Below are 25,427 nucleotides of genomic sequence, written 5' to 3'. Positions count from 1 at the left end.
AGCCTGCCAAGCTCACTCTCATTAAAACTTTTGCGGTATTTTTCCAGAACATCAAATTCTGTGAAGCCCAAAGTTGGGTGAATTTCGGAAATATTTTGTATCTTAGCCATATCTTAGTCGGGGAATTTCCCCCGTTTTGGCCTTCAAACCTTATTTGCGGGGGAATACCTAAAGATACAAAAAAGCCAGCTAATTCGCAATATTTTGTGTATGAATTAGTTGGCTGATTTTATATTATTTACTGAATGTCCCTAAAAAATGAAGGCTGCGCAGTTGCACCGAATAGGGAACAACATTGCGCAGCCTTCATCTTTTTAATCCTTGTCCTTAGCCCAACAAGTATCTTTCCGCCTCGATAGCCGCCATACATCCCGTAGCCGCAGCTGTAATAGCCTGGCGATAATGAGGGTCGGCAACATCTCCCGCTGCAAATACCCCGGGAACTTTTGTACGGGGAGTACCGGGTTCCGTCAGGATATAACCGGTTTCGTCCGTATCCACATAAGGCTTGAAAATATCGGAATTGGGCTTGTGGCCGATAGCCAGGAAGAAACCGTCGATTGCCAAATCATAACGTTCCTCATCCGGTTCACCCATACGCTTTACCAGATGCACGCCTTCCACACCATTATCTCCGTACAGCCCCACTGCATTGTGCTCAAACAAAACCTCAATCTTCTCGTTGCTCATCACTCGCTCCTGCATAATCTTAGAAGCACGCAAGAAAGGTTTACGCACAATCAGGTATACCTTGCTTGCCAAACCCGCCAGATAAGAAGCCTCCTCGCAGGCAGTATCGCCGCCGCCCACTACCGCTACGACCTTCTTGCGATAGAAAAAACCGTCGCAAGTGGCGCAAGCGCTGACACCCATACCTGCATACTTCTTCTCGTCTTCCAGTCCCAAGTATTTGGCGGCAGCTCCGGTTGCGATAATAATGGTCTGCGCCTCGATAACCTTTTCTTCATCAATGGTTATTTTATACGGAGACTTGCTCAAATCGGCGGCTGTAGCCACGCCGAAACGCAGGTCTGTACCGAAACGTTCGGCCTGCCTGCGCAAGTCATCCATCATCTGCGTACCGCTGATACCTTCCGGATAGCCGGGAAAGTTTTCGACATCGGTTGTGGTAGTCAACTGCCCGCCGGGCTGCAACCCCTCATAAAGAACCGGAGAGAGATTGGCACGTGCAGCATAGATAGCCGCTGTATATCCGGCAGGGCCGGAACCTATAATCAAACATTTTACTTTTTCTGTTTCCATATCCATTGTTTTATCAAATTCGTTTCATTATCTTAAGTCGATGATTTCAGCCGTAGGATAAGCTTTCTTGTCGAAAACAAAAAGGCTGTCAGCATAATCCTTCCCCGTTTGGCAGGAGTTAACGGACACTGTCGCCGCCTCTTTACTCCCCCTGCGAACCATGCTAAGCTCCAAAGGCCGGAAAGAACTCTTTTCTATATACAAGACGACACGTTGTATATCCTGGCTCCGCTTGATAGCCGTCATAACCACCTTATAAGCCGTATTGTTGTTGTCCGAAGCGTTGCCAGTCTTGGCGACCTCCAGCTTATAATCCCGCTTATAGAGAGCCAGCCATGCATAAGGATTGATACCCTGCAACTCCTCCGGAGTAGGTTCGGATACATTGACCTCATTGCCGGAAGCGAGATAACTCCATTGCGTACGCCCGTCGAACCACGTCGTCACTCCCTCCGTTTCCAGCAGGAACTTATCGCCTTTCAAGCGGATAGTTCCTTCCGAATTCCCCTCGGGCTCACTAACGGAGAAAACAACCTTCACTCCCCCCTCCTTACGGAAAACATCCGCCGCACGGTCCAGTATATTTCTGGCATCCGGTTGCTGTGCCGCCACCGGCAATGCCAGGCAACACATCCAAAGAGTAAACAAAAGACTTTTGATTTTCATGTAATCCAAACGTTGATTTATTACAAATTGTTCAAGCACGTTTCCAAATCCGCTATATCCACACAGAACACCTCGCGCGCCTTACTGCCTTGTGCCGGTCCTACAATGCCGGCCTTCTCCAACTGGTCCATAATACGCCCCGCACGGTTATAACCGATAGCGAACTTACGTTGAATAAGCGAAGTGGAGCCCTGCTGCTGATAAACAATCAGCCGGGCGGCATCCTCAAACAACGGGTCGAGACGCCCCATATCCACATCGTTCAAATCGCCGCTCGTATTTTCATCCACATACTCGGGCAGGTAGAATGCGGTAGGATATCCCTGCTGGCGGGCTATGAACTTCGTAATCTCCGCAACTTCCGGCGTATCGATAAACGCACATTGCACACGCACAGGGTCGGCCCCCTGCAGGAACAGCATATCGCCGCGTCCAATCAACTGGTTGGCTCCCGGCCTGTCGAGGATAGTGCGGGAATCCACCATAGCCGACACCCGAAAAGCGATACGTGCCGGGAAGTTGGCCTTAATAGTACCCGTGATGATATTCGTTGTAGGACGCTGTGTGGCAATAATCATATGTATACCTACGGCACGTGCCAATTGGGCGATACGGGCAATGGGCAACTCCACATCTTTGCCGGCGGTCATAATCAAGTCGCCGAACTCGTCAATCACCACCACAATATACGGCATGAACTTATGCCCCTTTTCCGGATTCAGGCGGCGATTGATAAATTTCTCGTTGTATTCCTTGATATTACGTACATGCGCAGCCTTCAACAGGTCGTAGCGGGTATCCATTTCAATACAGATAGAATTCAAAGTCTGGACGACTTTGGTTACATCCGTAATAATGGCATCTTCCCCGTCGGGCAGTTTGGCGAGGAAATGATGTTCGATTACCGAATAGATGCTGAACTCCACCTTCTTGGGGTCTACCAGTACGAACTTCAATTCCGCCGGATGTTTCTTATATAATAAGGAAGTGATAATGGCATTCAGCCCCACAGACTTACCCTGGCCGGTGGCTCCGGCAACAAGCACATGCGGCATCTTGCACAAATCCACCATAAACACTTCATTGGTAATGGTCTTGCCCAGTGCAATAGGCAAGTCGTACGTAGATTCCTGGAACTTCTTACTGCCGATGATGCTCTGGCCTGAAACAATCTTCGGATTGGAGTTAGGCACTTCGATGCCTATTGTCCCTTTACCCGGTATCGGAGCGATGATACGGATGCCCAGTGCGGAAAGGCTGAGCGCAATATCGTCCTCCAAACCGCGTATTTTCGAAATACGTACCCCCTGTTCAGGAGTAATCTCATACAATGTCACCGTAGGCCCCACCGTAGCCTTAATGGTACTTATTTCAATGCCGAAACTGCGCAGCGTATTGATAATCTTATCCTTATTGGCATTCTGTTCCGCCATATCGATTGTAGGCTCGGCATTATCGTAGTGTTTCATCAAATCGATTGTCGGATAACGGTAGTTCTCCAAATCGAGGCAAGGGTTATACGGCTCTATCTCTGGGCCGCGGTATTCTTCATCCTCCACCGTTTCCACCTCGAAAGTGGGTTCGTTCACTTCTTTCTGTCTCTGTACCGGGGCGGCAGAAGCGGTGTCAGGCAACGGAGTTTCAATGGTCATGGGCACTTCATCCTCATCCCGGGTTACCCCGCTCCTTACGGTATTCCCCACATCAAGCAGTATCTCACGAGCATCCTCATCCGTCTCCTTGTCCTTGCCGTCCTCTTCGGGCTTTCCGGACAAATCCTCTCCTTCCGTATCAGAAACAGAAGCCGCAACCGCAGGCGCACCCTCGCCCTTCACTGTCCAGGAGTCCGTAAACTCTTCCGGAGCCTCACCGGGCACGCTTTCTTTCTTCTCTCTGCTTTTCAGGAAACTAAGACTGAATAACTTCCGCAGCCAGATAACAGTACGTGCACTCAGGTAGATGAGGAAACAGACCGCAGTAACCAGCAGTATCATCCATACACCCGGTACTCCCACCTGAGACACCAGCCAGTTGCTGACATTATATCCGTGCATGCCGCCCAGATAGAGGAAGGAATCTTTATACTGGTCTACAAATACGAATCCGAAAAATACCGAAAACCAAACCAGCAACAGCGAACACCCGATAAACCACTTCCACAGTCGCACCACACGGACACGCATCAGCTTTAATCCCGCCACAGCCAGAAACACCAGGATAAAGAAAGACGATATCCCAAAACAGTCGTTTATCAGATAGCTGGCAAGCTGCGCTCCGCGCGAACCGGCATAGTTCTTTACCCCGTTATGTGTGGAAATCAAGTCCTGCGCATTACCGGAGTCGATGATACTCTGGTCTGCCGCTCCTGTAAAAAAGAACGATGAAAATGCCAGCAGCAGGTAAACCGAAAAGATTACCAGTACCAGGCCAACGACAAAATGGACGGTTTCATTCTTTAAGACTGCGGCTATCTTCCTGAAAAAAGAAGTGGAAGGTTCTGTATCTTTGGTTATATTTTTTCTGGCCATAAAACGTATTCTGCTAATATCTGTACAATGACGCAAAAGTAACAAAAAAAAGCTTATGCAGCACCGCTTTCAAACCTTTTTCGTACCTTTGCGTTTCAAATCGAGAAGATATGAAAAAAGAAAGTCAAGTGATATTCGACCGTAATGTCGTGGAATTCGTAACCGTAGCCGCCGAGTTCTGCAAATTCCTGGAACAGACGGAAACGATGAAACGTTCCGTCTTCGTCGATACATCCTTAAAGATACTCCCCCTACTATATCTCAAAGCGTCCATGCTGCCCCAATGCGAGACGATAGGCGATGAAGCGCTCGAAACATTCGTTACGGAAGAGACATACGAAATACTCCGCATGAACCTGGCAGGCATCCTCGCCGAAAAGGACGACTATCTGGACGTATTCGTGCCGGACATGAAATACAGCGACCAGCCTATCAAAAGAAACATCTCCGAAGATTTGGCCGACATCTACCAGGATGTCAGAGACTTCATTTTCGTATTCCAGTTAGGGCTCAATGAAACGATGAATGATTCACTCGCCGTCTGTCAGGAAAATTTCGCTTTATACTGGGGGCAGAAATTAGTGAATACCTTACGTGCCCTGCACGACGTGAAATACAACCAGCCGGAAGAAGAAAACGACGAGGAAGAAGATGATGATGAATAAACTTTAAACTATGATTATCAGAAGAAGCATCGATAAAGAAGAAGTAAAGGACATGCCGAAGGCCGTTTTCCCGGGACAGATACATGTCGTACAGACCCCCCAGGAGGCAGAGCGCGCCGTGGCCTACCTGAAAAGCTGTTCCATACTGGGTATCGACAGCGAAACGCGTCCGTCCTTCACCAAAGGGCAGTCCCATAAGGTGGCACTGCTGCAGATTTCATCGGAGGAGCACTGTTTTCTTTTTCGCCTCAACCTCACCGGCCTGACCCTTCCGGTCATCATGCTGCTCGAAAATCCCGGTATAACCAAGGTAGGGCTTTCCCTGCGCGACGACTTCATGATGCTGCACAAGCGCGCTCCGTTCGAGCAACGCGCCTGCATCGAGCTGCAAGAATACGTGCGTACATTCGGCATCCAGGACAAAAGTCTGCAAAAGATATACGCCATTCTCTTTAAAGAAAAGATTTCCAAAAGCCAACGCTTGTCCAACTGGGAAGCCGAAGTGCTGACACCGTCCCAGCAACAGTATGCCGCCACCGATGCATGGGCTTGCCTCAACATATACAACCGATTGCAAGAGCTGAAGCGTACCGGTGATTTTGAAATAGCACCGGAAGCGACAAAAGAAGAAGTTATAACTGAAAACGATAAGTTAACGAACCGGCCGTAATCATTCCGGGCACAGGTTATGCAGGCTTTGCGGCAGCCTCGTGCAGTCATGGCGCCCAAGCCGTACCGGCCTGCCTAATCCATGCCAGAAAAACGGATACCCGGCTATAACACCTTATATATTATGTACAAAGTATACTTAAAGTCCGGCAAAGAAGAATCACTGAAACGTTTTCACCCGTGGGTGTTTTCCGGTGCTATTGCACACTTCGACGGAGAACCCGAAGAAGGAGAAGTCGTTGAAATCTATACATCCGGAAAAGAATTCATAGCCAAAGGGCATTTTCAAATCGGCAGCATTGCCGTCCGTGTACTCAGTTTCCTCCAGGATGAAACTATCGACGCCGGTTTCTGGAAACGCAAGCTCAGTATTGCCTACGACCTGCGGCGCCGTATCGGTATTGCCGGAAACCCTGCCAACAACACCTATCGCCTGGTACACGGCGAAGGCGACAACTTACCGGGACTCGTTATCGACATTTATGCCCGCACGGCAGTCATGCAGGCACACTCTGCCGGCATGCACCTCGACCGTATGGCGATAGCCGACGCACTGACCGAAGTTATGGGCGACCAAATCGACAACATCTACTACAAATCCGAAACAACCCTCCCCTTCAAGGCCGACCTTTATCCCGAAAACGGTTTCCTGAAAGGCGGAAGTACCGACAATATAGCAATGGAATACGGCTTAAAATTCCATATCGACTGGCTGAAAGGGCAGAAAACCGGTTTTTTTGTAGACCAACGTGAAAACCGTTCGCTGCTGGAACGCTACGCCAACGGACGCAATGTGCTGAATATGTTCTGCTACACCGGGGGTTTCTCCGTTTATGCTATGCGCGGCAACGCTGCACTGGTGCACTCCGTAGACAGTTCTGCCAAAGCTATCGACCTGACAAACAAAAACATCGGGTTGAATTTCCCCGGCGACAGCCGCCATGCAGCCTACGCAGAAGACGCCTTCAAGTATCTCGACCGTATGGGCGACCAATACGACCTTATCGTCCTGGACCCACCGGCATTTGCCAAGCATCGTGATGCATTGCGCAACGCGTTACAGGGATATCGCAAACTCAATGTCAAGGCTTTCGAGAAAATCAAGCCGGGCGGTATACTTTTCACATTCTCCTGCTCGCAAGCCGTAAGCAAAGAGAACTTCCGCACGGCCGTATTCACAGCCGCCGCCATGTCGGGGCGTAGCGTACGTATCCTGCACCAATTAACGCAGCCTGCCGACCATCCCGTAAGCATTTACCACCCCGAAGGCGAATACCTGAAAGGACTCGTTTTATACGTGGAATAGACAGGGGGTATCTCTGTATACGACTGAGACACCCTCAGTATACGACTGAGATACCCTCGGTATATGACTGGGATATTCTCGGTATATGAACGGGATAACAACCATGCTCACATCGGTATAATACCGTATTGCATTCAAGCCGAACCTATCATTCGGAATGACCCCGACAAACGGCATCAAACACTAAAACATGTTAATATACAAAAGAAAATGGGCAAATCATTATGTTATATAACATAAAGTCCCTTATCTTTGCACTGTGTTTTTCATGGTATTAGATTTAAGGTTAATAAAGATTGGCTGTCTGGGATAGATAGCCTTCTTTTTTTATATACACTTCTTGCTTTTCTGCCGGTTGCGTCGTACATTTGCACTTAATACACGATTCGACAATAATCAAAAAACAGCTAATATTATGAGCATCAAATTCCGACTTACAGCCATGCAGTTTCTTCAATTCTTCATTTGGGGAGCATGGCTTATCTCATTAGGCGGTTATATGGGCAGTACGTTACATTTTGAAGGCGGCCAGATTGGTGCAATCTTCGCAACTATGGGAATTGCCTCGCTTATCATGCCCGGACTTATGGGAATCATCGCCGATAAATGGATAAATGCCGAACGCCTTTACGGCATACTCCACCTAATCGGAGCCGGTGCTCTGATTTACGCATCCACAGCCACCACATACAACCATATGTATTGGGCAATGCTGCTCAACATGCTTGTTTATATGCCTACCCTGTCATTGGCGAACACCGTTTCATACAATGCACTGGAACAGTACAAACTGGATTTGGTAAAGGATTTTCCACCTATACGTGTATGGGGAACCGTTGGTTTTATCTGTGCTATGTGGGCGGTAGACCTCACCGGATTTAAAACCGGGGCTGCACAACTCTACATAGCCGCCACTTCAGCTATCGTACTGGGGCTTTACGCTTTTTCCCTGCCGGCCTGCCCTCCCGCCCGCAGTGAGGGAAAAACAATGCTTTCCGCATTCGGGCTCGATGCCTTAGTGCTTTTCAAACGTAAGAAAATGGCTGTTTTCTTCTTGTTCTCCATGTTATTGGGAGCGGCGCTGCAAATTACCAATACCTATGGCGACCTCTTTTTAGGCTCCTTCGCTTCCATACCCCAATATGCTGACTCGTTCGGAGTGAAACACTCGGTCATCCTGCTCTCTATCTCCCAGATGAGCGAAACGCTATTCATTCTCGCTATCCCCTTCTTCCTGAAACATTTCGGCATCAAGCGCGTTATGCTTATCAGCATGTTCGCCTGGGTATTCCGTTTCGGATTATTCGGCCTGGGCAATCCGGGCAGTGGGTTATGGATGCTTATCCTTTCTATGATTGTATATGGCATGGCTTTCGATTTTTTCAACGTATCGGGCTCGCTGTTTACAGAAATGGAGGCTCATCCGAGTATCCGCGCCAGCGCGCAAGGGTTATTCTTTATGATGACCAACGGGCTGGGGGCAATCATTGGCGGTTATGCCAGCGGCGCCGTAGTAGACGCGTTTTCGGTATATGCTCCCGGCGGTGGCCTGGTAAGCCGCGAATGGACACCGGTATGGCTCATATTCGCAGCTTATGCACTGGTCATAGGAATAGTGTTCGGATTGGTATTCCACTACAAACATACACCGGAAGAAAAGAAATAACAAGGTGGTAAAATAAAAATGAATAAAAAGAAGATTGAACTACAAGTATTGAATATTTCAAACAGCCAGGCACAAGCCGGTGCCTATGCTATGGTACTGGGCGAAATAAACGGCCCGAGGCAGTTGCCGGTCATTATCGGCAGCGCCGAAGCACAATCCATGATGATTGAAATGAAAGGTATCGTTCCGCCCCGTCCGCTCACACACACTCTGTTCGCTTCCGTCCTCAAAGTACTGGGGGCAGAGTTATTACGTGTGCTTATCTATAAGGTGGACAACGGCGTTTTCTACTCCTACCTTTACATGAAGGCAGAAGAAACGATTCTCCGTATCGACGCACGTACCAGCGACGCCGTAGCTCTTGCCTTACGCATGAATGCCCCTATCTTCATATACGACGATATTTTAGAGGCCGAATGCCTGAAGGCAGAACACGGTACTCCCACCGGCGAGAACAGAGATGCCGGCAAGGACGCCGTTGCACAAAAGAAAACCTTAGAACAGTTGAAGGCTGCCCTCCAGGATGCTATCGACAAGGAAGATTACGAACGTGCCGCCCAACTGAGGGATATTATCAACCAACACAAAGAACAATAGACAATCATGCATGTTTTCTATACTCCCGATATACAGACACAGGCCGAACTGCCCGGAGAGGAAGCGGCTCATGCAGTCCGTGTACTGAGGTTACAGGCCGGTGACGAAGTTACACTGACCGACGGCAAAGGCAACTTCTACCGGGCGGCAATCAGTGCCGCCACGAATAAGCGCTGCCTCGTCGACATACTGGAAATCCTCCCCCAAGAACCTCTATGGAGCGGACATCTGCACATCGCAATGGCCCCCACCAAGAATATAGACCGTACGGAATGGTTTGCAGAGAAAGCCACAGAAATCGGTTTCGACGAACTGACTTTCCTGAACTGCCGCTTCTCGGAACGTAAAGTAATCAAAACGGAACGCATTGCCAAAATACTGATATCCGCCATTAAACAATCGCTCAAGGCACGCCTGCCCCGGCTGAATGAAATGACCGATTTCAGTACATTCATCAACCTGCCTTTCAAGGGACGCAAATTCATTGCACACTGCCATGAAGGAGAAAAGCCTTTACTGAAAGACATTGCCTGTAAAGGGGAGGATGCCCTGGTGCTTATCGGACCGGAAGGCGACTTCAGCGAAGAAGAAGTTAAAAAAGCCGTCGAGAACGGTTTCGAACCTATCAGCCTCGGACGTTCCCGGCTACGCACCGAAACTGCCGCACTCGTTGCCTGCCATATATTGAATTTACAAAACCAATAATACGATATGAAAAGAAGTATATCCCTTTATTTCCTACCGGTTTTACTATTCATACTGTGCCTGAGCTCATGCAGTAAACCCGAAAAAAGGACGGAATACACTCATGTAATCCCCTCTAACGCCACAGAAGTAGCAGCGCTCGATGTTAAGAGTATCATCAATAAAGCCGGGCTGAATGACCCTGATAGTAAGGCAACCTTGCAAAAGTTGTCGGGACTACTTCTCGAAAGTGGAAATGCCGGCTTGGGAAAGGAAGTGGAAACCCTCCTGAAAGACCCTGCCGAAAGTGGGATAGAATGGAATGCACCGGTTTACGTATTCGAGGCTCCCTCTCTGCACAACACGGCGGCTGCCCTGAAAATTGCCGATATACAGAAGTTCGAAGCCATGCTCGGAATACTCGTCCAGGAGCGGCTGTGCACCGAGCCGATAAAGAACAACGGCTACCGGAGCACCGAGATTAAAGATGCAGGGGTATTGCTGGCATACAATGACGGCACTCTGCTGGGAGTTTACGGCGGCAGTTCAGAACAATTACAGAAATTGCAGCCTGCTATCACCGCTCTCATGCAGCAGCCTGCCGACAAGAGTATCCATACAAACCCGTACTTTACCCCGATGATGCAGCAGAAGGGAGACATCCGCCTGCTGGCAACTCCCGATGCGCTTCCTATGGATGTACGCGGCGTGTTGAACTGGCCGCACGGCACGCAGTTGCTGGGTTATATCCTATTCGAAAACGGGCGTATCTATGCCACCCTGCAAAATGCCGGCTTCAAAGGGGATACCGGTGAAAGCAACCAGCCTTTCCACCCCCAGAACTCGCGGGAGCTGCAACAGGCCATGATGAGTATGATGCATGGGAAGGCATTCAATATTTCACTGACCAGCGACGAATTGCTTACTTTGAGCAATCTTCGCGTCCTTATGGAATATGCACCGGACGAACCGGAAATCGACCTTCTCTACCGACTGATTATGAAAATAGAGGAACTGAACCTGCGGGGAGACAAGAACCGTACAAACTTTACAGTGGTTTTGAACGAAAAGAACGAAAATGCACTGAAACAGCTTATCAACTTTGCCAAATTGTTCGCAGGGCTCTGACAGAAAGAAGCCAGCGATTAATAATTTATCATCTGTAATTAAAATTAATGAACCGTATTCATTTACAACAGACTTTGCCCCAGGTCTTTGCCGGCCGTGATACCGTTACCTCGCAAATATGGCATCAGGATATCGTATTCAGCAAAGGAAAGCGTTATTTAATAGAAGCCGCCTCCGGTACGGGAAAATCTTCCCTGTGCAGCTATATCTACGGATATCGCCGCGATTATCAGGGTATCATCAGTTTCGACGAACGGAACATCCGCTCGTTCTCGGTCGGTGAATGGGTAGATATAAGGAAGCATTCGCTCAGCATTCTTTTTCAGGAACTCCGTGTCTTTCCCGAACTGACTGCTCTCGAGAATGTATTGCTAAAGAACCGCCTGACCAATTATAAAAAGAAAAAAGAAATTCTCGCCCTTTTCGAAGCGGTCGGCATCGCCGATAAAATCAACGAGAGAGCCGGGAAACTTTCTTTCGGGCAACAGCAGCGTGTCGCTTTTATCCGCAGCCTTTGCCAACCATTCGATTTTATCTTCCTGGACGAGCCTGTAAGCCACCTGGATGATGAAAACAACGCAATCATGAGCCGGCTGCTTGTACAAGAGGCAGACAGCCGGGGAGCTGGAATCATAGTTACGTCTATCGGAAAGCATCTGGAACTGGAATACGACTTGAGTTATGAGCTATAATCGAATAATAAGATGAACAGACTTGTTTGGAAACTTCTCCGTCGGCACATCAGCATAGGCCAGTTGGCCGGTTTTTTCCTTGCCAACCTCTTCGGCATGATGATTTTATTGCTGAGCGTACAATTCTACCGGGACGTACTCCCCATTTTCACACAGGGAGACAGTTTCATGAAGAAGAATTACGTCATCGCTACCAAGAGAATCAGTACACTCGGCAGCTTTACCGGAAAGAGCAATACATTCTCTCCAAAGGATATCGAAGAAATGAAAGAGCAGCCTTTCACCCGGAACGTGGGGGTCTTTACTCCTTCTTTATTCAAAGTATCTGCGGGATTAGGAATGCAGGAGGCCGGAATACATCTCTCCACCGAAATGTTTTTCGAATCCGTACCCGATGAATACGTGGATGTAAGCCTGGATAAATGGCATTTCGACCAAGAGAACCAGGTTATTCCCATTATCATTCCACGTAACTACCTGAACCTTTACAATTTCGGCTTCGCACAAAGCCGCAGCCTGCCGAAACTTTCCGAAGGGCTCATAAGCCTGATACAAATGGATATCACACTGCGTGGCAACGGGCGTACAGAACGCTTTAAAGGCAAGATTGCAGGTTTCTCCAACCGCCTGAATACAATCCTTGTTCCCCAAACGTTTATGGATTGGGCAAACAGTAGTTTCGCTCCCGGCAAGAAAGCCCGGCCTTCCCGCCTCATCGTCGAAGTGAAAAATCCTACCGATACTGCCATTACCGACTATTTCCAGCAGAAGCATTACGAAACCGAAGGCGACAGCCTGGATGCCGGAAAAACGACCTATTTCCTACGTCTCATCACCGGCATCGTCATGGGAGTAGGACTGTTCATCAGCATTTTATCTTTCTACATCCTGATGCTGAGTATTTTCCTGTTGCTGCAAAAGAATACTGCGAAACTGGAAAACCTGCTTCTGATAGGATACAGCCCGAACCGAGTGGCACTTCCCTATACCATTCTGACCGCCTGCCTCAACCTGCTGGTCTTAATACTGGCCGTTGGCGGGGTAGTATGGCTGCGCAGTTATTATACGGAAATCATCGGGAACCTTTTCCCGCAATTAGAAACCGGCTCGATGCTCCCATGCTGGATAATAGGCGGCATGCTGTTCCTTATGGTATCGCTGCTGAATATCATGATGATACACAGGAAGGTTACGAGTATCTGGAAAGGGGACAAAGTATACGCATAATATATAAAAACAAGAAATAGAAAAGAAGTTTTCTCAAAAACACATTGTAGGAAGAGAGTTTCGACCCCACCAGTATAGTCGAAACTCTCTTCCTTCCTTCCTTCTTTCTATATATATCAGTGGCATGAGAAATCCAGTACATGGCAAGACGCAACATGCCTCTCATACTCAACAGCCAACGGATTTTTAGCACCCTTTCCGTTAAAAAGCGACATTACCGATGCTGACTCATATACTCTTTCGGCGACATTCCATATTTCTCACGGAACGAACTGGAGAAATGAGACAGGTTAGTGTATCCGGTAGCATAAGCAATTTCCGAAATCGTCAGTTTCTGGTCTTGCGTCAACAAGGCGGCAGCCTGCTGTAAACGGATATTCTTAATGAAATCGCGGGTGGAAAGATTGGTTAGTTCCTTCAACTTACGATGTACGTGTACCCGGCTCAGCCCTACTTCGGAAGCAAGCATCTCGACATTCAATGCAGGGTCGTCCAGGTGTTCGTTCACCACTTTCATAATCTTACCCATTAATATCTCATCACTGGATTTCATGGTTATTTTTTCCATTTTATCCTCTTGTTGCTGCGCACCGCTGAATTTATTACGCAATAGCCTGCGGTTGGCTATCAGGTTGGCAATAGTCTTTTTCAGCAATTCCGTATTGAAGGGTTTCACCATATAGGCATCCGCACCGGTATCCATTCCTTCCAAAGTGTCTTCCGGCTTGGACTTGGCTGTAAGTAATATTACGGGAATATGGTTCACATTGGTGTTCTGCTTTACCTTGCGGCATAAGGTAAGCCCGTCCATTTCGGGCATCATAATGTCCGAGATAACCAAATCCGGCGCATCCCGCAAAATCAAATCATACGCTTCCTTGCCGTCATTGCAGGTTTCCACTTTGTAGTCATCCGACAGCTCGGACTTCAGATAAGTACGGATTTCATCTTCATCTTCCACAACCAATACACGCAGACGGGTCTTTGCCTTACCGACTTTAAGTTCGTCAGCCTCGTCTGCCAGTTCTTCTTCCAGATTTACGGAAACCGGCTTCTCGACGGTACGGAACATCACCCCTTCGGCATCTACCGTTTCCAGCTCATCTGTCCGCAAATGCGCCGACCCCAACGGTATACGTATAATAAAACGGCTGCCCGAAACCCCTTCCCTATTCTCGGCAAAAATAACTCCATGATGCAGTTGTACCAGCGAACGGGACAGATGTAACCCGATACCCGTACCGAAATTGGACTTTGTCACATCGTTGTCTATCTGGTAGAAACGTTCGAATATACGTTCTATCTTGTTCCGGTCGATGCCGATGCCACTATCCGTTACTACAATTTCAAAATAATCCCGCAAGGCATCCTTACGCGTCGTGTCCTGGCCGGTTGTCAGGCTCACTTGTATTTCGCCTTCCTCCGGGGTATATTTAAAGGCATTGGACAGGATATTCATCAGCACTTTATCGAAGTTATTCAAGTCTATCCACACTTTTAACTGAGGCATTTCATGCTCAAAGATAAAGCGGATTTTCTTCTTACGTGCCATATATTCGAATGTCTGCATCAAATCGTCTATGAAGCCTACCATATCCGTCTCACGAAATTTCAGGAACATCTGCCCTTTATCCAGCTTACGTATATCCATTAACTGGTTAATGAGGCGCAGAATACGTTGTGCATTACGATAAATCATCAAATACGTTTTATGCAGTTCGCTGTCCTTCTTATCCGCCAGCAGCTTTTCCAACGGGTTGATGATAAGCGTCATCGGCGTACGTATCTCATGGGAGATGTTGATAAAGAACTGTAGCTTCGCCTCGTTCAGTTGTTCGGCATGTTCCCGTTTCATAATTTCACGGCGATGCCGCATACGCGACAGGATATAATTGACGACACCCGCCACCAACAGCCCGATTAAAGTGACATAAATACAGTATGCCCACCATGTCTGATACCAGGGAGGAGTTATCAGAATCTTTATTGTACGTATTTCGGAATAGTCGCCATAGTTAAGCGCACGTACTTGGAATGTATATCTGCCCGGCGGCAAATTATTGTACGTCACACGGTTTACTCCCGGTTCGGTACTGAGCCATTGCGTACTCAGCTCGTTTATCTTGTATTGATAAGATATTTGTTCGGGATTATTGTACTGCAAAGTAGAAAAGACGACACTGAATGTATTGTCCTGGTACGACAGCCGGAATATTTTGGCATCTTGTACTGAAGTGGTGATTACAGGCTTACCACCCGAAAGACTGTTTTTATGTACCGGACGGTTGAATATATAAAAATCAGTAACCCATACGGATGTTTCTTTAGAGACATTCCCGATATTTTCCGGAGAGAAGGAAGTGATACCGTTGATACCGCCGAAATATATCTTTCCGCCCCGGTCTTTGTAGAAAGCGCCGTGCGTAAATTCATTACCTTGCAACCCGTCTCCAGAATAATAATTGATAAAACGGCCATTCTTCACATCGTACTTACTGATTCCCATATATGTGCTAATCCAGATGTCATGCCGTGAATCTTCGCTAAGTCCGCAAATTACATTGTTGGGCAATCCGTCTGCCATTGTAAACTTTTCCAGTTTTTCCGTTTCCTTATCAAAACGGTACAGCCCGTCCGTAGTACCAGCCCAGATATTACCCGAAGAATCTTCCTGAACGACATAACCCACACAGCCGGTAATCAGGGTATTGACTTTTTTATAGTTGATAAAGTTCCCTGTCGACGGATTAAAACAACTTATTCCCTTATAATGTCCCAACCAGATTAATCCTTCGCTATCACAGAAAATATAGTTTACCCAGTCATTGGCAAGTTCGTTTCTTTTCAAATCGCCGGTTTCGTCCTTAGAGGACTCATAATGTTTCAGACTTCCGGTCTTCAAATTATACTGATAGAAACCGGAGCCTAATGTTCCTATATACAGGTTCTTCTGCTTATCCTCGGTAATAGAGAATATCTTTTCATTGTCGATAGATAAAGAATACTCGCACTCTCCGGTTCTCCGGTTCAATTTTGCTATGCCCCGTGTGTAAGAACCGAGCCACAGATTCTTATCCGAATCTTCATAGATGCACATTACCGTATTGGCTACGGAATGAGCTGAGTTTCCGGGTTGATAATGTCTCAATCTTTTTCCCTTTGCATCCAGCTCGTATATTCCCTCATTATCTGTTCCAACCCATAAGTGGCAATTACTATCCTGAAAAATGGACATGACACACCCCTGCCCGATAGGATTATAATAGATAGACCTATTGCCATAGTATTCGAAGGGATTATTCTGTCTCGGTATCAGAACTACTCCTTTCTGAAACAAGCCTAACCACAGATTTTTATCCTTATCTTCCAATATCGTATGGATTTTACCCTCCGAAAAATCCATTGGAGCAGAGTTTATAGTATAATCCTCTAACAGCTTTTTTGTCGGATTATATTTCTTCATCCCCTGCCCGTCGGTACCTACCAACAACCGGCCGTCTACCAGCGACATACAATAAACAGACAAAGCGCCGCTCCCTGTATAAGGGACAGGAGTAAAGCTGTTTTTCTCCCTATTGTAACGCGACAACCCTTGTTTTGAAGTCCCCACAAAAAGATTTCCTTCCTTGTCTTCTATTATAGTAGCTACATTATTATCGTTCAGAATGGGGTATTTGAATACGCGCACCTCTTTCGTGGCAGGCATATAGCAAATCAATCCGTTTCCATAGGTTCCTATCCAGATATTATAATAAGAATCTTCATAAAAACAAGATTGGAAATTGTAATTAGACTGTCGCAAGAGTTCATCTACGGATACTGCCTGTTTTTGTTGTTCGTCCAAGCGGAACATTCCCTGCCCGGTAGTTGTCATCCAGATTTCCCCGTTATGCAATTCCTTTATCTGTGTGATATGCGGAAACACCCGTTTACCGGCACGAAACATCGGGATTTCTAAAAAGGTATCTGTTTCACGGTCGTATTTCATCAAACCATCGATACATCCTATCAGTAAGTTTTGACGGCTATCTTCAAATAAGGTGCGTACATAGTTATTCTTTATAGAAGCCGAATCGCCTGAAACATGCCTGTAATTGGTGAATCGCGAACCATCGAATTTATTTAATCCATATTCGGTTGCCATCCAAATAAAACCCTGCTTATCCTGAAATATCTGATTAATCAAGCTACTGGACAAGCCCATATCCGTAGTATATACTTTTCCTGTTTGTGCGCCAATAGGCTGGGCAATGCAACACAAGCATACTACAAGTATCTTCCAAACATATCTTTTCATTGTGTTTCTTTATTATTAGATACAAAAGCCTCGCAAAGATAAGCAAAAAGCAGGTTTATCCGACACTTATGCAACTTTTGTGATAAAAAAACTTACTTGCACAACAAGGCAAAAATGAATTAATTTTAATTATTTTTATCGCAACCCAAACTCTCTTTTATAATTTTCCACTATCAATGTAACATATATCATAAAAAATGTAACATGGCTGCAAACCTATGTTACAAAAATAAAAATATAAGTATCATCCATATCTTATTATATTATAAATGGTTACTACTTTTGTCTACATCAGAAAGTTGGGGTATACGCCTCTAATCTTTGTTAATCGCAGAATTCAAAAACAAATGTCTAACATAAAATATAGCATATGAAAACATAAGAAAGAACCTTTTAGAGTCTATACTTTGATTTAACATTTTTATTCAATTAAAACCTTGTTTTTTATGAAATGCACAACTTATTATTTTAGGCCCTTCGGGCTATTATTGTTGCTCTGCCTGATACCTCTGTGGGGTTTTGCCCAGAATATCACGGTAAAGGGTATTGTGAAAGATAATTTCGGTGAACCAATCATTGGTGCTAATGTAACAGAAAAAGGGACAACCAATGGTATGATAACCGACTTGGACGGAAACTTTTCGTTAACAGTACAAAAAAATTCAACCTTAGTAATTTCTTATATAGGATATGTAACACAAGAAATTCCTATAAAAGGAAACGCAAATCTAAACATTACATTAAAAGAAGATTCCAAAGCATTGGAAGAAGTAGTCGTTATCGGTTATGGTACAGCCCGTAAATCAGATGTAACAGGTTCTATCGCATCAGTGGGCGGTGATAAGTTACGCGAAATACCGGCTACGAACATTACATACGCCCTGCAAAACCGTATAGCCGGTGTAGATATGGCACAGACATCTTCACAACCCGGTGCTACCATGCAAATCCGTATTCGTGGTACCCGTTCTCTGACAGCTTCCAATGACCCGTTAGTAGTATTGGACGGTATTCCTTTTATGGGAAATCTTTCCGATATCAACCCCGGTGATATTAAAAGCACGGACATATTGAAAGACGCATCTTCTACTGCTATCTATGGTTCGCGTGGAGCCAATGGTGTTATTTTAATCACTACAAACAAAGGAGCACAAGGAACGCCTGCCAAATTTACATATAATGGTTATGTAGGTGCAAAGTCCGTATTCTCCAAATATCCGATGATGAGCGGACAGAAATTTGCTGAAATGCGTAAATACGCCGGCAAATTTGAAAACTCGTTAGATGAATCGGATGATGTCAATACGGATTGGCAAGATTTAATGTATCGTACAGGTATGGTAACCAGCCATGATGTCAGTGTAGCAGGAGGTACAAACAAAGGAAGTTACAGTTTCGGTGCAGCCTACTATAAAGACCAGGGGGTTATCCCGACCCAGAATTATACCCGTTATTCGTTACGCGGTTCATTCGACCAAGGCGTAGGTAAATATTTCCGTTTCGGATTAACCACCAACACCAATTATAATATAACAAAAGGTTCTAATATCGGTTTATATAATGTATTGGCAAACTCTCCGATTGCCAATCCGTACAATGAAGACGGAAGCCTGAAGAGAACTGTAAAACTGAATAGCCAGGACGAATATTTCGTTATAACACGTGATGTTGTGGAAAACTTGGAGGATAGTTGGCTGAATGAGCAAAAAGGTTTCGGTACTTATAACAATCTTTTTGCAGAAATACAATGCCCATGGGTAAAAGGATTGAAATACCGTGTCAATCTGGGATTGAACTACCGTTCTACCAAAGGAGGCGCTTTCACTGGTGAAGGTGTAAACAGTACAACTGCCGATACTCCTTCTACCGCATCTTTGTCACACTCGGAAACGACCAACTGGGCAATAGAAAACCTGGTAACTTATGACCGCACATTCGGTAAACACCAATTGAATATAGTAGGAATGTATTCTGCAGAAGAAACCGTTTACACCAAGTCGAATATCGCTGCGCGTGATATTCCAGCAGAATATCTACAATACTATAATTTAGGTCGTGCAGAAAGTACTATTACTGTCAATCCCGATAATTGGGATTACCAGAAAAGCGGTCTGATGTCTTGGATGGGACGTGCAATGTACACTTATGATAACCGCTACATGTTAATGGCAACCGTACGTGCCGATGCATCTTCACGATTGGCAAAAGGCCACCAATGGCATACTTATCCTGCTGTATCTGCCGGTTGGAATATCGGTCAAGAATCATTTATGGACGATTTCGAATGGTTGGATATTCTTAAAGTACGTGTAGGATACGGACAAACCTCCAATCAGGCTGTAAGCCCCTATTCCACATGGGGAAAACTATCTACCCGTCCTTATAATTTTGGCCCCACAGGTTATGCCACCGGTTATTATGTTTCTGCATTGCCCAATTACGACTTAGGCTGGGAATATTCTTCCACTTGGAACTTCGGTCTTGATTTCACTTTATTCGGCGGTCGTTTATCTGGAACATTTGAATACTATATACAAAAAACATCCGATTTGCTGCAAAACGTCAACCTACCTGCAACTTCCGGTGTAAGCAGTTATGTAGGTAATGTAGGAAAGACAGAAAATAAAGGTGTCGAATTCACCCTAAACGGAACAATTCTCGATAACTACAACGGTTGGACTTGGGATGCCAGCCTCAATATATCAGCTAACCGTAACAAACTGACGGAATTAGCTTCTGGAGCAGACCGTGACGAATCCAACAACTGGTTTGTAGGTTATCCTATCGATGCAATCTACGATTACGAAAAAATAGGTTTATGGCAAGAAGGTGACCCCTATCTCGATATTTTGGAACCCGGTGGTAATGTTGGTATGATTAAAGTTAAATATACCGGTGAATATAATGAAGACGGTACTCCCGTTCGTCAAATCGGACCGGACGACCGCCAAATCATCAGCATGGAACCGAAATTTACGGGTGGTTTCAGTACACGCGTTGCCTATAAAGGATTTGACCTGAATATCATTACAGCATTCAAATACGGAGGTAAGCTCATCAGTACATTACACCATGCCAACGGTTATCTGAATATGCTGACCGGACGTAGAGGACAAGTAGATGTAGACTATTGGACAGAAGAAAACACCGATGCCAAGTATCCCAAACCGGGTGGTATCCAAAGCGGTGACAACCCCAAATATGGTAGTACATTAGGATACTTCGACGCTTCTTACTGGAAAGTACGTAACATTTCTTTAGGATATAATTTCGATAAACAGAAATGGCTGAAAAACTTCGGCATTCAAAGTTTACGTGCTTATGTAACGATACAGAACCCGTTCGTAATATGCTCTCCATTCCACAAAGAAACCGGCTTGGATCCGGAAACCAACTCTTATGGAAATGAGAACGTAGCAGTTACAAGTGGTATCCAAAGTCGTTTCCTGACGGTGGGAACCAATTCTCCTTCTACACGTAATTATTTATTCGGCATTAACTTGACATTCTAATTAAGCTTTGAAACTATGAAACCAATATTTACCAATATAAGAGTTCTGGGAACTACGGCATTAGCCATGCTCTTTGCAACTTCTTGCTCAGATATCTTGGACGAACAGCCACGTAGTATTTACGAACCTACATTCTTTCAGACAGAAAGAGGCGTAGAAGGCGGTATAACTTCTATGTACGCACACTTACGTTACATTTACGGACAAGCTTACTATTACAACTCCTGTCTGACCGGAACGGATGAAGCGACTTATGCTCAATCTGCCGACGGCAACTTTAAAGATGCCGACCTATCGGGAGCAGGAAGCCTGACAGCAAGCAGCAGCCGTTCGGATGTATTGTGGGGAACGGCATTTTCGAATATTAACACAGCTAACGGTGTAATCGAAAACGGGTCTAAAGTAGGTGTTTCAGCATCTCTTCTTGCAGAAGCACACTTCTTCCGCGGTATGGATTATTTCTTATTAGTGCAGACATTTGGAGGCGTACCCTTGGATTTGGGTGCAGGTGAATTGAAATTCAACATATCAACTTCACGTACTTCCGTACGCAACACTGTTCCCGAAGTATACACTAAAGCCATATTCCCCGATTTAAAGACTGCTACTGCTGATTTACCGGACAATCCCCGTGTAACAGGTGGAGTTACCAAGACGGTAGCACGCTTATACTTGTCAAAAGCATACCTGACATATGCCTGGTGGTTGGAAAATCCCAATAATATCCCTACATATCCGGAATGTGACCGTACAGACCCTGACGGGCATGACGCAGCGTGGTATTATCAGCAAGCATATGATATTGCCACTGAAGCAATCGACAACCCCGGCCCTTATGGGTTGATGGAAAGTTTTTATCAAGTCAATGCCGGCCCGAACGACCGAAACAAAGAAATTTTGCTGTATGCCGACCATACGCAAGAGGATGAATATTACAATGGTGGTAGCCTGACTTACGGCAGCGGTGGAGCCCCTGATAATTTTGCCGGTTGGATGATGAATTGGAACTATACGGATATCCAGGCCAAAGACAAAAACGGTAAGGTTATTTCACCGGTCATTCGTGTAGCCGAACAAGCATATGGTCGTCCATGGACACGTATGGCCCCTCCCCACAGTGTATTCACACATACTTTTAAAGATAAAAAGAAAGATTCCCGTTATGACGGAACATTTACAACTGTTTACCGCGGTAACTGGTCTACAAACGGAAACGACTGGACAAGTGTAATAGGTGCTAATGGTATGGAAGTAACCGAAGGAGAACCCTTATTAACTTTCCTCCCTGAAGACGACCCTACTATCCAATATCCGAATGGAGCAGGAGACAGCAATACCGGAGCAGGAACCATAGCGGGACGTAGTGATTATGTTATGGGACCCAGCGCAATCAGTCGTCGTGTATACCCCGGGCTTTGGAAACTTGGTCCTTATCGTACAGACAATGGTACAGGTGTAGGCCAACCGAATGCCGGTAGTACACGTCCATACAATATTGCCAAATTCTCAGAACTTTATTTAATTGCAGCCGAAGCAGCGGTAAAAGGCGCAACAACCAAACCTAACAAAAGTGCACGTGAATTGGTTAACGTACTTCGCGACCGTGCAGGGAAATGGACATTCAGCAATGCGGAAAATATGGAAAAAGACGTTGATTATGGCTCCGACCTGACAAACGATACTCCGGCTACAATCGATATCGATTATATCCTTGATGAACGCTCACGCGAATTTTATGGGGAAGGCTACCGTTGGTTCGACCTCGTACGTACACAAAAGTGGAATGAGTATGCCGATAGCTATGAGATTTGCGGAGATGAAAAGGGAGACCGTGAAATCAAGACTTACACACGCACCATTAATCCCGGACATTATCTGCGTCCTATCCCACAAGGACAACTCGACGGTATGGAAATGAGTGCTGATGAAAAGAAGAACTATCAGAACCCTGAATACAGATAATTCATCTTTTTAAGATAAACCCGCAATAGGTATTCATCAAAACCGCTTGTAGATGTCTCAATGTCTCTGCAAGCGGTTTTTTGTAAACATTGATACTATGAAGAATAGAAGATTTTACATTATCTTATTTTTGGCAAGCATATGTTTGCAATTGCCCCTGAAAGCAGCAGAACGCTTTATAACCAACAAGGATACTGGTTTTAAATGGATACAAGAAAAGAAATCTTACCCGATACTGGTAGATAACAAAGACTACAAAGGAATACTCCGCGCCGTTACGAATTTACAAACAGATGCACAGACAGTAACCGGTGTAATCCCTCAAATAACAAATTCCATAACCGAAAAACGATTATTGATAATCGGTTCGCTCGAGCGTAGCAGTTGGATAAAACAACTGATATCATCGGGAAAAATTCCGGCTGATGCATTAAAAGAAAAACGGGAAAAGTATATCTTATGTACCGTCAAACAACCGTTGGAGGGAGTAGAAGAAGCCGTAGTAATTGCCGGTAGCGATAAAAGAGGTACAATCTATGGCATCTATGAGTTATCTTCTCAAATGGGGATATCCCCTTGGTACTATTGGGCAGATGTTCCCGTAAAGCACAAAAATAAAATCTCAATTCTTCCAGGTACCTACACGGACGGAGAACCTGCCATAGAATATCGGGGCATCTTCCTGAATGACGAATGGCCCTCTTTAGGAAACTGGGCACAAAAGACATTCGGAGGCTTCAACAGCCGGTTTTATGAAAAAGTATTCGAACTCATACTCCGCCTAAAAGGAAATTTCATGTGGCCTGCGATGTGGGCTAGTGCTTTCTACGATGACGATGAACAAAACGGGGTACTGGCAAATGAAATGGGAATAGTTATGGGGACTTCTCACCACGAACCGATGGGATTGGCGCAACAAGACTGGAAACGCCGTGGAACAGGTACATGGGATTATACTCAAAATGCTACTGCGCTTCGGGATTTTTGGACAAAGGGAATGGAACGCTGCAAAGATTGGGAATCAGTAATCACCATAGGCATGCGGGGAGACGGCGATATGCCAATGAGTGAAAATGCCAACATCAGCCTATTACAAAATATCGTCAAAGACCAACGCAAGATTATTGCTAAAGTTACAGGCAAGAAACCTTCCGAAACTCCCCAGGTATGGGCTTTATACAAAGAAGTACAAGACTATTATGATAAAGGCATGCGTGTTCCGGACGACATAACATTACTACTTTGCGACGACAACTGGGGTAATGTACGAAAGCTACCTTCATTAACCGACAAACCTCGTAAAGGTGGCTACGGCATATATTACCACTTTGACTATGTAGGAGGCCCAAGAAATTATAAATGGCTAAATTGTAACCAAGTAGAGCGCATTTGGGAACAAATGAACCTTTGTTACGAATACGGTGTCAGGAAACTTTGGATAGTCAATGTAGGCGACTTAAAACCGATGGAGTATCCTATCCAATTCTTTCTTGACATGGCTTGGAATCCCAAAGCTTTCAATCCCAATAATATATTCAGTCATACCATAGCCTTTGCAGCACATCAATTCGGTGAAGAACAGGCAGAAGAAATAGCCGACATCATTAAACTTTACAGTAAATATGCGCGTAGGGTTACTCCCGAACTCTTGAATGCAAACACATACCAGTTCAATTATGATGAATGGCCCACTGTTGTCAGAGAGTGGAATAATCTGGAGCTCCGGGCTTTAAGAGTTTATCAGAACCTCGACCCTCGCTGGTACGATGCCTATGAAGAACTTGTACTATTCCCTATTCAAGCTATGCAGAATATTTATGAAATGTATTACTCCGTAGCGATGAACGCAAAAGCAGAATCTCCGACCGAAATCAACCACTGGGCAAAACGTGTCGAGGAATTATACAAAAGAGATTCTCTATTATGCGCCCGTTACAACCGTGAAATTGCAAAAGGTAAATGGAATCATATGATGGACCAGGTACATATCGGATACACTTACTGGCAACAACCGGAAAAACAAACAATGCCCAAAGTAAAAAAATCCGGAGATGCACCCTATCTCTGTCATAAAGAAACAGACAGACATATTTCTATCGAAGCAGGGAACTTCAAAACCAATCATGGAGCTACTGTAATTCCCGACCTCGGCAAAACAGAATGTGCCGTCACTACTTTGCCGGCTTCCATGACTCCAGACAATGCTTATGTAGAATACGAGCTGGAAACCACCTCTTCGGGTAAGGCTAAACTAAGCATACTCCTTGCTCCCACTCTCAACTTCAATGCCAACAAAGGATTATGTTTTGCTATCAGTATAGATGATAATCAGGAACAAATAGTCAATTTCAATGGACACTACGACGGAGGACTCGGCCTGTGGCAAGCCAATAGTATTATAAAAACAGATATGGAGGTCGACTTCGGTAACCCCGGACGACACACCCTCCGTTTCAGATTTGCGGAACCGGGTATTGTAATGGAAAAAATCCTTATTGATTTCGGGGGGCTCAAACCCTCATACCTCGGAGCACCGTCCTCTAAACTAATTAAATAAATACACGT

General features: G+C 45.5%; 16 protein-coding genes. 12 read left to right on the top strand and 4 right to left on the bottom strand.

The window, feature by feature from the left end:
- Positions 1 to 327: 327 nt before the first annotated feature.
- From trxB to C233_RS0109675, 3 genes are read right to left on the bottom strand one after another with little or no spacing between them, the layout of a single operon-like run.
- On the bottom strand, positions 328 to 1,263 hold the full coding sequence (trxB, locus tag C233_RS0109685; RefSeq protein ID WP_025068724.1) for a thioredoxin-disulfide reductase: 936 nt from the start codon (positions 1,261 to 1,263) through the stop codon (positions 328 to 330).
- 27 nt (positions 1,264 to 1,290) lie between these two features.
- Positions 1,291 to 1,929: an outer membrane lipoprotein periplasmic chaperone LolA1 gene (gene lolA1, locus C233_RS0109680; protein ID WP_025068723.1), complete on the bottom strand. Its 639-nt coding sequence runs from the start codon at positions 1,927 to 1,929 to the stop codon at positions 1,291 to 1,293.
- A gap of 20 nt (positions 1,930 to 1,949) precedes the next feature.
- On the bottom strand, positions 1,950 to 4,457 hold the full coding sequence (locus C233_RS0109675; protein ID WP_018667401.1) for an FtsK/SpoIIIE family DNA translocase: 2,508 nt from the start codon (positions 4,455 to 4,457) through the stop codon (positions 1,950 to 1,952).
- Between the two features lie 110 nt (positions 4,458 to 4,567).
- Between C233_RS0109675 and C233_RS0109670 the strand changes: the two genes are divergently transcribed.
- The 9 genes from C233_RS0109670 to C233_RS0109630 all read left to right on the top strand — a co-directional run bounded on the left by C233_RS0109670 (position 4,568) and on the right by C233_RS0109630 (position 13,091).
- Positions 4,568 to 5,122 carry a DUF5063 domain-containing protein gene (locus C233_RS0109670; protein ID WP_026314817.1) on the top strand — a complete coding sequence of 185 codons (555 nt, stop codon included), beginning with the start codon at positions 4,568 to 4,570 and terminating at the stop codon, positions 5,120 to 5,122.
- 10 nt (positions 5,123 to 5,132) lie between these two features.
- Entirely contained in the window at positions 5,133 to 5,792 is a 660-nt protein-coding gene (locus C233_RS0109665) for a 3'-5' exonuclease (RefSeq protein WP_018667399.1), read from the top strand.
- 123 nt (positions 5,793 to 5,915) lie between these two features.
- The gene (locus C233_RS0109660) at positions 5,916 to 7,097 is read left to right on the top strand and encodes a class I SAM-dependent rRNA methyltransferase (RefSeq protein ID WP_018667398.1); all 1,182 of its coding nucleotides are present in this window, start codon (positions 5,916 to 5,918) and stop codon (positions 7,095 to 7,097) included.
- Positions 7,098 to 7,512: 415 nt separating this feature from the next.
- Positions 7,513 to 8,763: a nucleoside permease gene (locus C233_RS0109655; RefSeq protein ID WP_018667397.1), complete on the top strand. Its 1,251-nt coding sequence runs from the start codon at positions 7,513 to 7,515 to the stop codon at positions 8,761 to 8,763.
- Between the two features lie 18 nt (positions 8,764 to 8,781).
- A complete protein-coding gene (locus tag C233_RS0109650) occupies positions 8,782 to 9,360 on the top strand; it encodes a bifunctional nuclease family protein (RefSeq protein ID WP_018667396.1) in 579 nt (192 codons plus the stop codon).
- Positions 9,361 to 9,366: 6 nt separating this feature from the next.
- Complete coding sequence (locus tag C233_RS0109645; protein ID WP_018667395.1) at positions 9,367 to 10,065, top strand: 16S rRNA (uracil(1498)-N(3))-methyltransferase; 699 nt, start codon at positions 9,367 to 9,369, stop codon at positions 10,063 to 10,065.
- Between the two features lie 6 nt (positions 10,066 to 10,071).
- On the top strand, positions 10,072 to 11,172 hold the full coding sequence (locus C233_RS0109640) for a DUF4836 family protein (RefSeq protein WP_018667394.1): 1,101 nt from the start codon (positions 10,072 to 10,074) through the stop codon (positions 11,170 to 11,172).
- A gap of 47 nt (positions 11,173 to 11,219) precedes the next feature.
- A complete protein-coding gene (locus C233_RS0109635; RefSeq protein ID WP_018667393.1) occupies positions 11,220 to 11,864 on the top strand; it encodes an ATP-binding cassette domain-containing protein in 645 nt (214 codons plus the stop codon).
- 12 nt (positions 11,865 to 11,876) lie between these two features.
- The gene (locus C233_RS0109630) at positions 11,877 to 13,091 is read left to right on the top strand and encodes a hypothetical protein (protein ID WP_018667392.1); all 1,215 of its coding nucleotides are present in this window, start codon (positions 11,877 to 11,879) and stop codon (positions 13,089 to 13,091) included.
- A gap of 214 nt (positions 13,092 to 13,305) precedes the next feature.
- Here C233_RS0109630 and C233_RS0109625 read toward each other — a convergent pair whose 3' ends face one another.
- Positions 13,306 to 17,388 (bottom strand): hybrid sensor histidine kinase/response regulator transcription factor, encoded by a 4,083-nt coding sequence (locus C233_RS0109625; protein ID WP_018667391.1) that lies wholly within the window; start codon positions 17,386 to 17,388, stop codon positions 13,306 to 13,308.
- A 446-nt stretch (positions 17,389 to 17,834) separates the two neighbouring features.
- Between C233_RS0109625 and C233_RS0109620 the strand changes: the two genes are divergently transcribed.
- The 3 genes from C233_RS0109620 to C233_RS0109610 all read left to right on the top strand — a co-directional run bounded on the left by C233_RS0109620 (position 17,835) and on the right by C233_RS0109610 (position 25,419).
- Positions 17,835 to 20,900, top strand: a complete 3,066-nt coding sequence (locus tag C233_RS0109620) for a SusC/RagA family TonB-linked outer membrane protein (protein ID WP_026314816.1) — start codon at positions 17,835 to 17,837, stop codon at positions 20,898 to 20,900.
- 15 nt (positions 20,901 to 20,915) lie between these two features.
- Positions 20,916 to 22,862 (top strand): RagB/SusD family nutrient uptake outer membrane protein, encoded by a 1,947-nt coding sequence (locus C233_RS0109615; protein WP_026314815.1) that lies wholly within the window; start codon positions 20,916 to 20,918, stop codon positions 22,860 to 22,862.
- A gap of 97 nt (positions 22,863 to 22,959) precedes the next feature.
- Positions 22,960 to 25,419: a glycosyl hydrolase 115 family protein gene (locus tag C233_RS0109610; RefSeq protein ID WP_026314814.1), complete on the top strand. Its 2,460-nt coding sequence runs from the start codon at positions 22,960 to 22,962 to the stop codon at positions 25,417 to 25,419.
- Positions 25,420 to 25,427 lie beyond the last annotated feature (8 nt).

It is taken from the genome of Bacteroides gallinarum DSM 18171 = JCM 13658 (assembly GCF_000374365.1).
GTDB lineage: Bacteria > Bacteroidota > Bacteroidia > Bacteroidales > Bacteroidaceae > Bacteroides > Bacteroides gallinarum.
The sequence above is the reverse complement of the archived record's forward strand: the minus strand, read 5'-3'. Positions and strand labels throughout refer to the sequence as shown.

Bases quoted from the DNA above. Each gene is read 5' to 3' on its own strand.
- lolA1 (WP_025068723.1), bottom strand. From the start codon at position 1,929: ATGAAAATCAAAAGTCTTTTGTTTACTCTTTGGATGTGTTGCCTGGCA.
- C233_RS0109640 (WP_018667394.1), top strand. From the start codon at position 10,072: ATGAAAAGAAGTATATCCCTTTATTTCCTACCGGTTTTACTATTCATA.
- C233_RS0109655 (WP_018667397.1), top strand. From the start codon at position 7,513: ATGAGCATCAAATTCCGACTTACAGCCATGCAGTTTCTTCAATTCTTC.
- C233_RS0109660 (WP_018667398.1), top strand. From the start codon at position 5,916: ATGTACAAAGTATACTTAAAGTCCGGCAAAGAAGAATCACTGAAACGT.
- C233_RS0109610 (WP_026314814.1), top strand. From the start codon at position 22,960: ATGAAGAATAGAAGATTTTACATTATCTTATTTTTGGCAAGCATATGT.
- C233_RS0109620 (WP_026314816.1), top strand. From the start codon at position 17,835: ATGAAATGCACAACTTATTATTTTAGGCCCTTCGGGCTATTATTGTTG.
- C233_RS0109615 (WP_026314815.1), top strand. From the start codon at position 20,916: ATGAAACCAATATTTACCAATATAAGAGTTCTGGGAACTACGGCATTA.
- trxB (WP_025068724.1), bottom strand. From the start codon at position 1,263: ATGGAAACAGAAAAAGTAAAATGTTTGATTATAGGTTCCGGCCCTGCC.
- C233_RS0109630 (WP_018667392.1), top strand. From the start codon at position 11,877: ATGAACAGACTTGTTTGGAAACTTCTCCGTCGGCACATCAGCATAGGC.
- C233_RS0109665 (WP_018667399.1), top strand. From the start codon at position 5,133: ATGATTATCAGAAGAAGCATCGATAAAGAAGAAGTAAAGGACATGCCG.
- C233_RS0109675 (WP_018667401.1), bottom strand. From the start codon at position 4,457: ATGGCCAGAAAAAATATAACCAAAGATACAGAACCTTCCACTTCTTTT.
- C233_RS0109635 (WP_018667393.1), top strand. From the start codon at position 11,220: ATGAACCGTATTCATTTACAACAGACTTTGCCCCAGGTCTTTGCCGGC.
- C233_RS0109625 (WP_018667391.1), bottom strand. From the start codon at position 17,388: ATGAAAAGATATGTTTGGAAGATACTTGTAGTATGCTTGTGTTGCATT.
- C233_RS0109645 (WP_018667395.1), top strand. From the start codon at position 9,367: ATGCATGTTTTCTATACTCCCGATATACAGACACAGGCCGAACTGCCC.
- C233_RS0109670 (WP_026314817.1), top strand. From the start codon at position 4,568: ATGAAAAAAGAAAGTCAAGTGATATTCGACCGTAATGTCGTGGAATTC.
- C233_RS0109650 (WP_018667396.1), top strand. From the start codon at position 8,782: ATGAATAAAAAGAAGATTGAACTACAAGTATTGAATATTTCAAACAGC.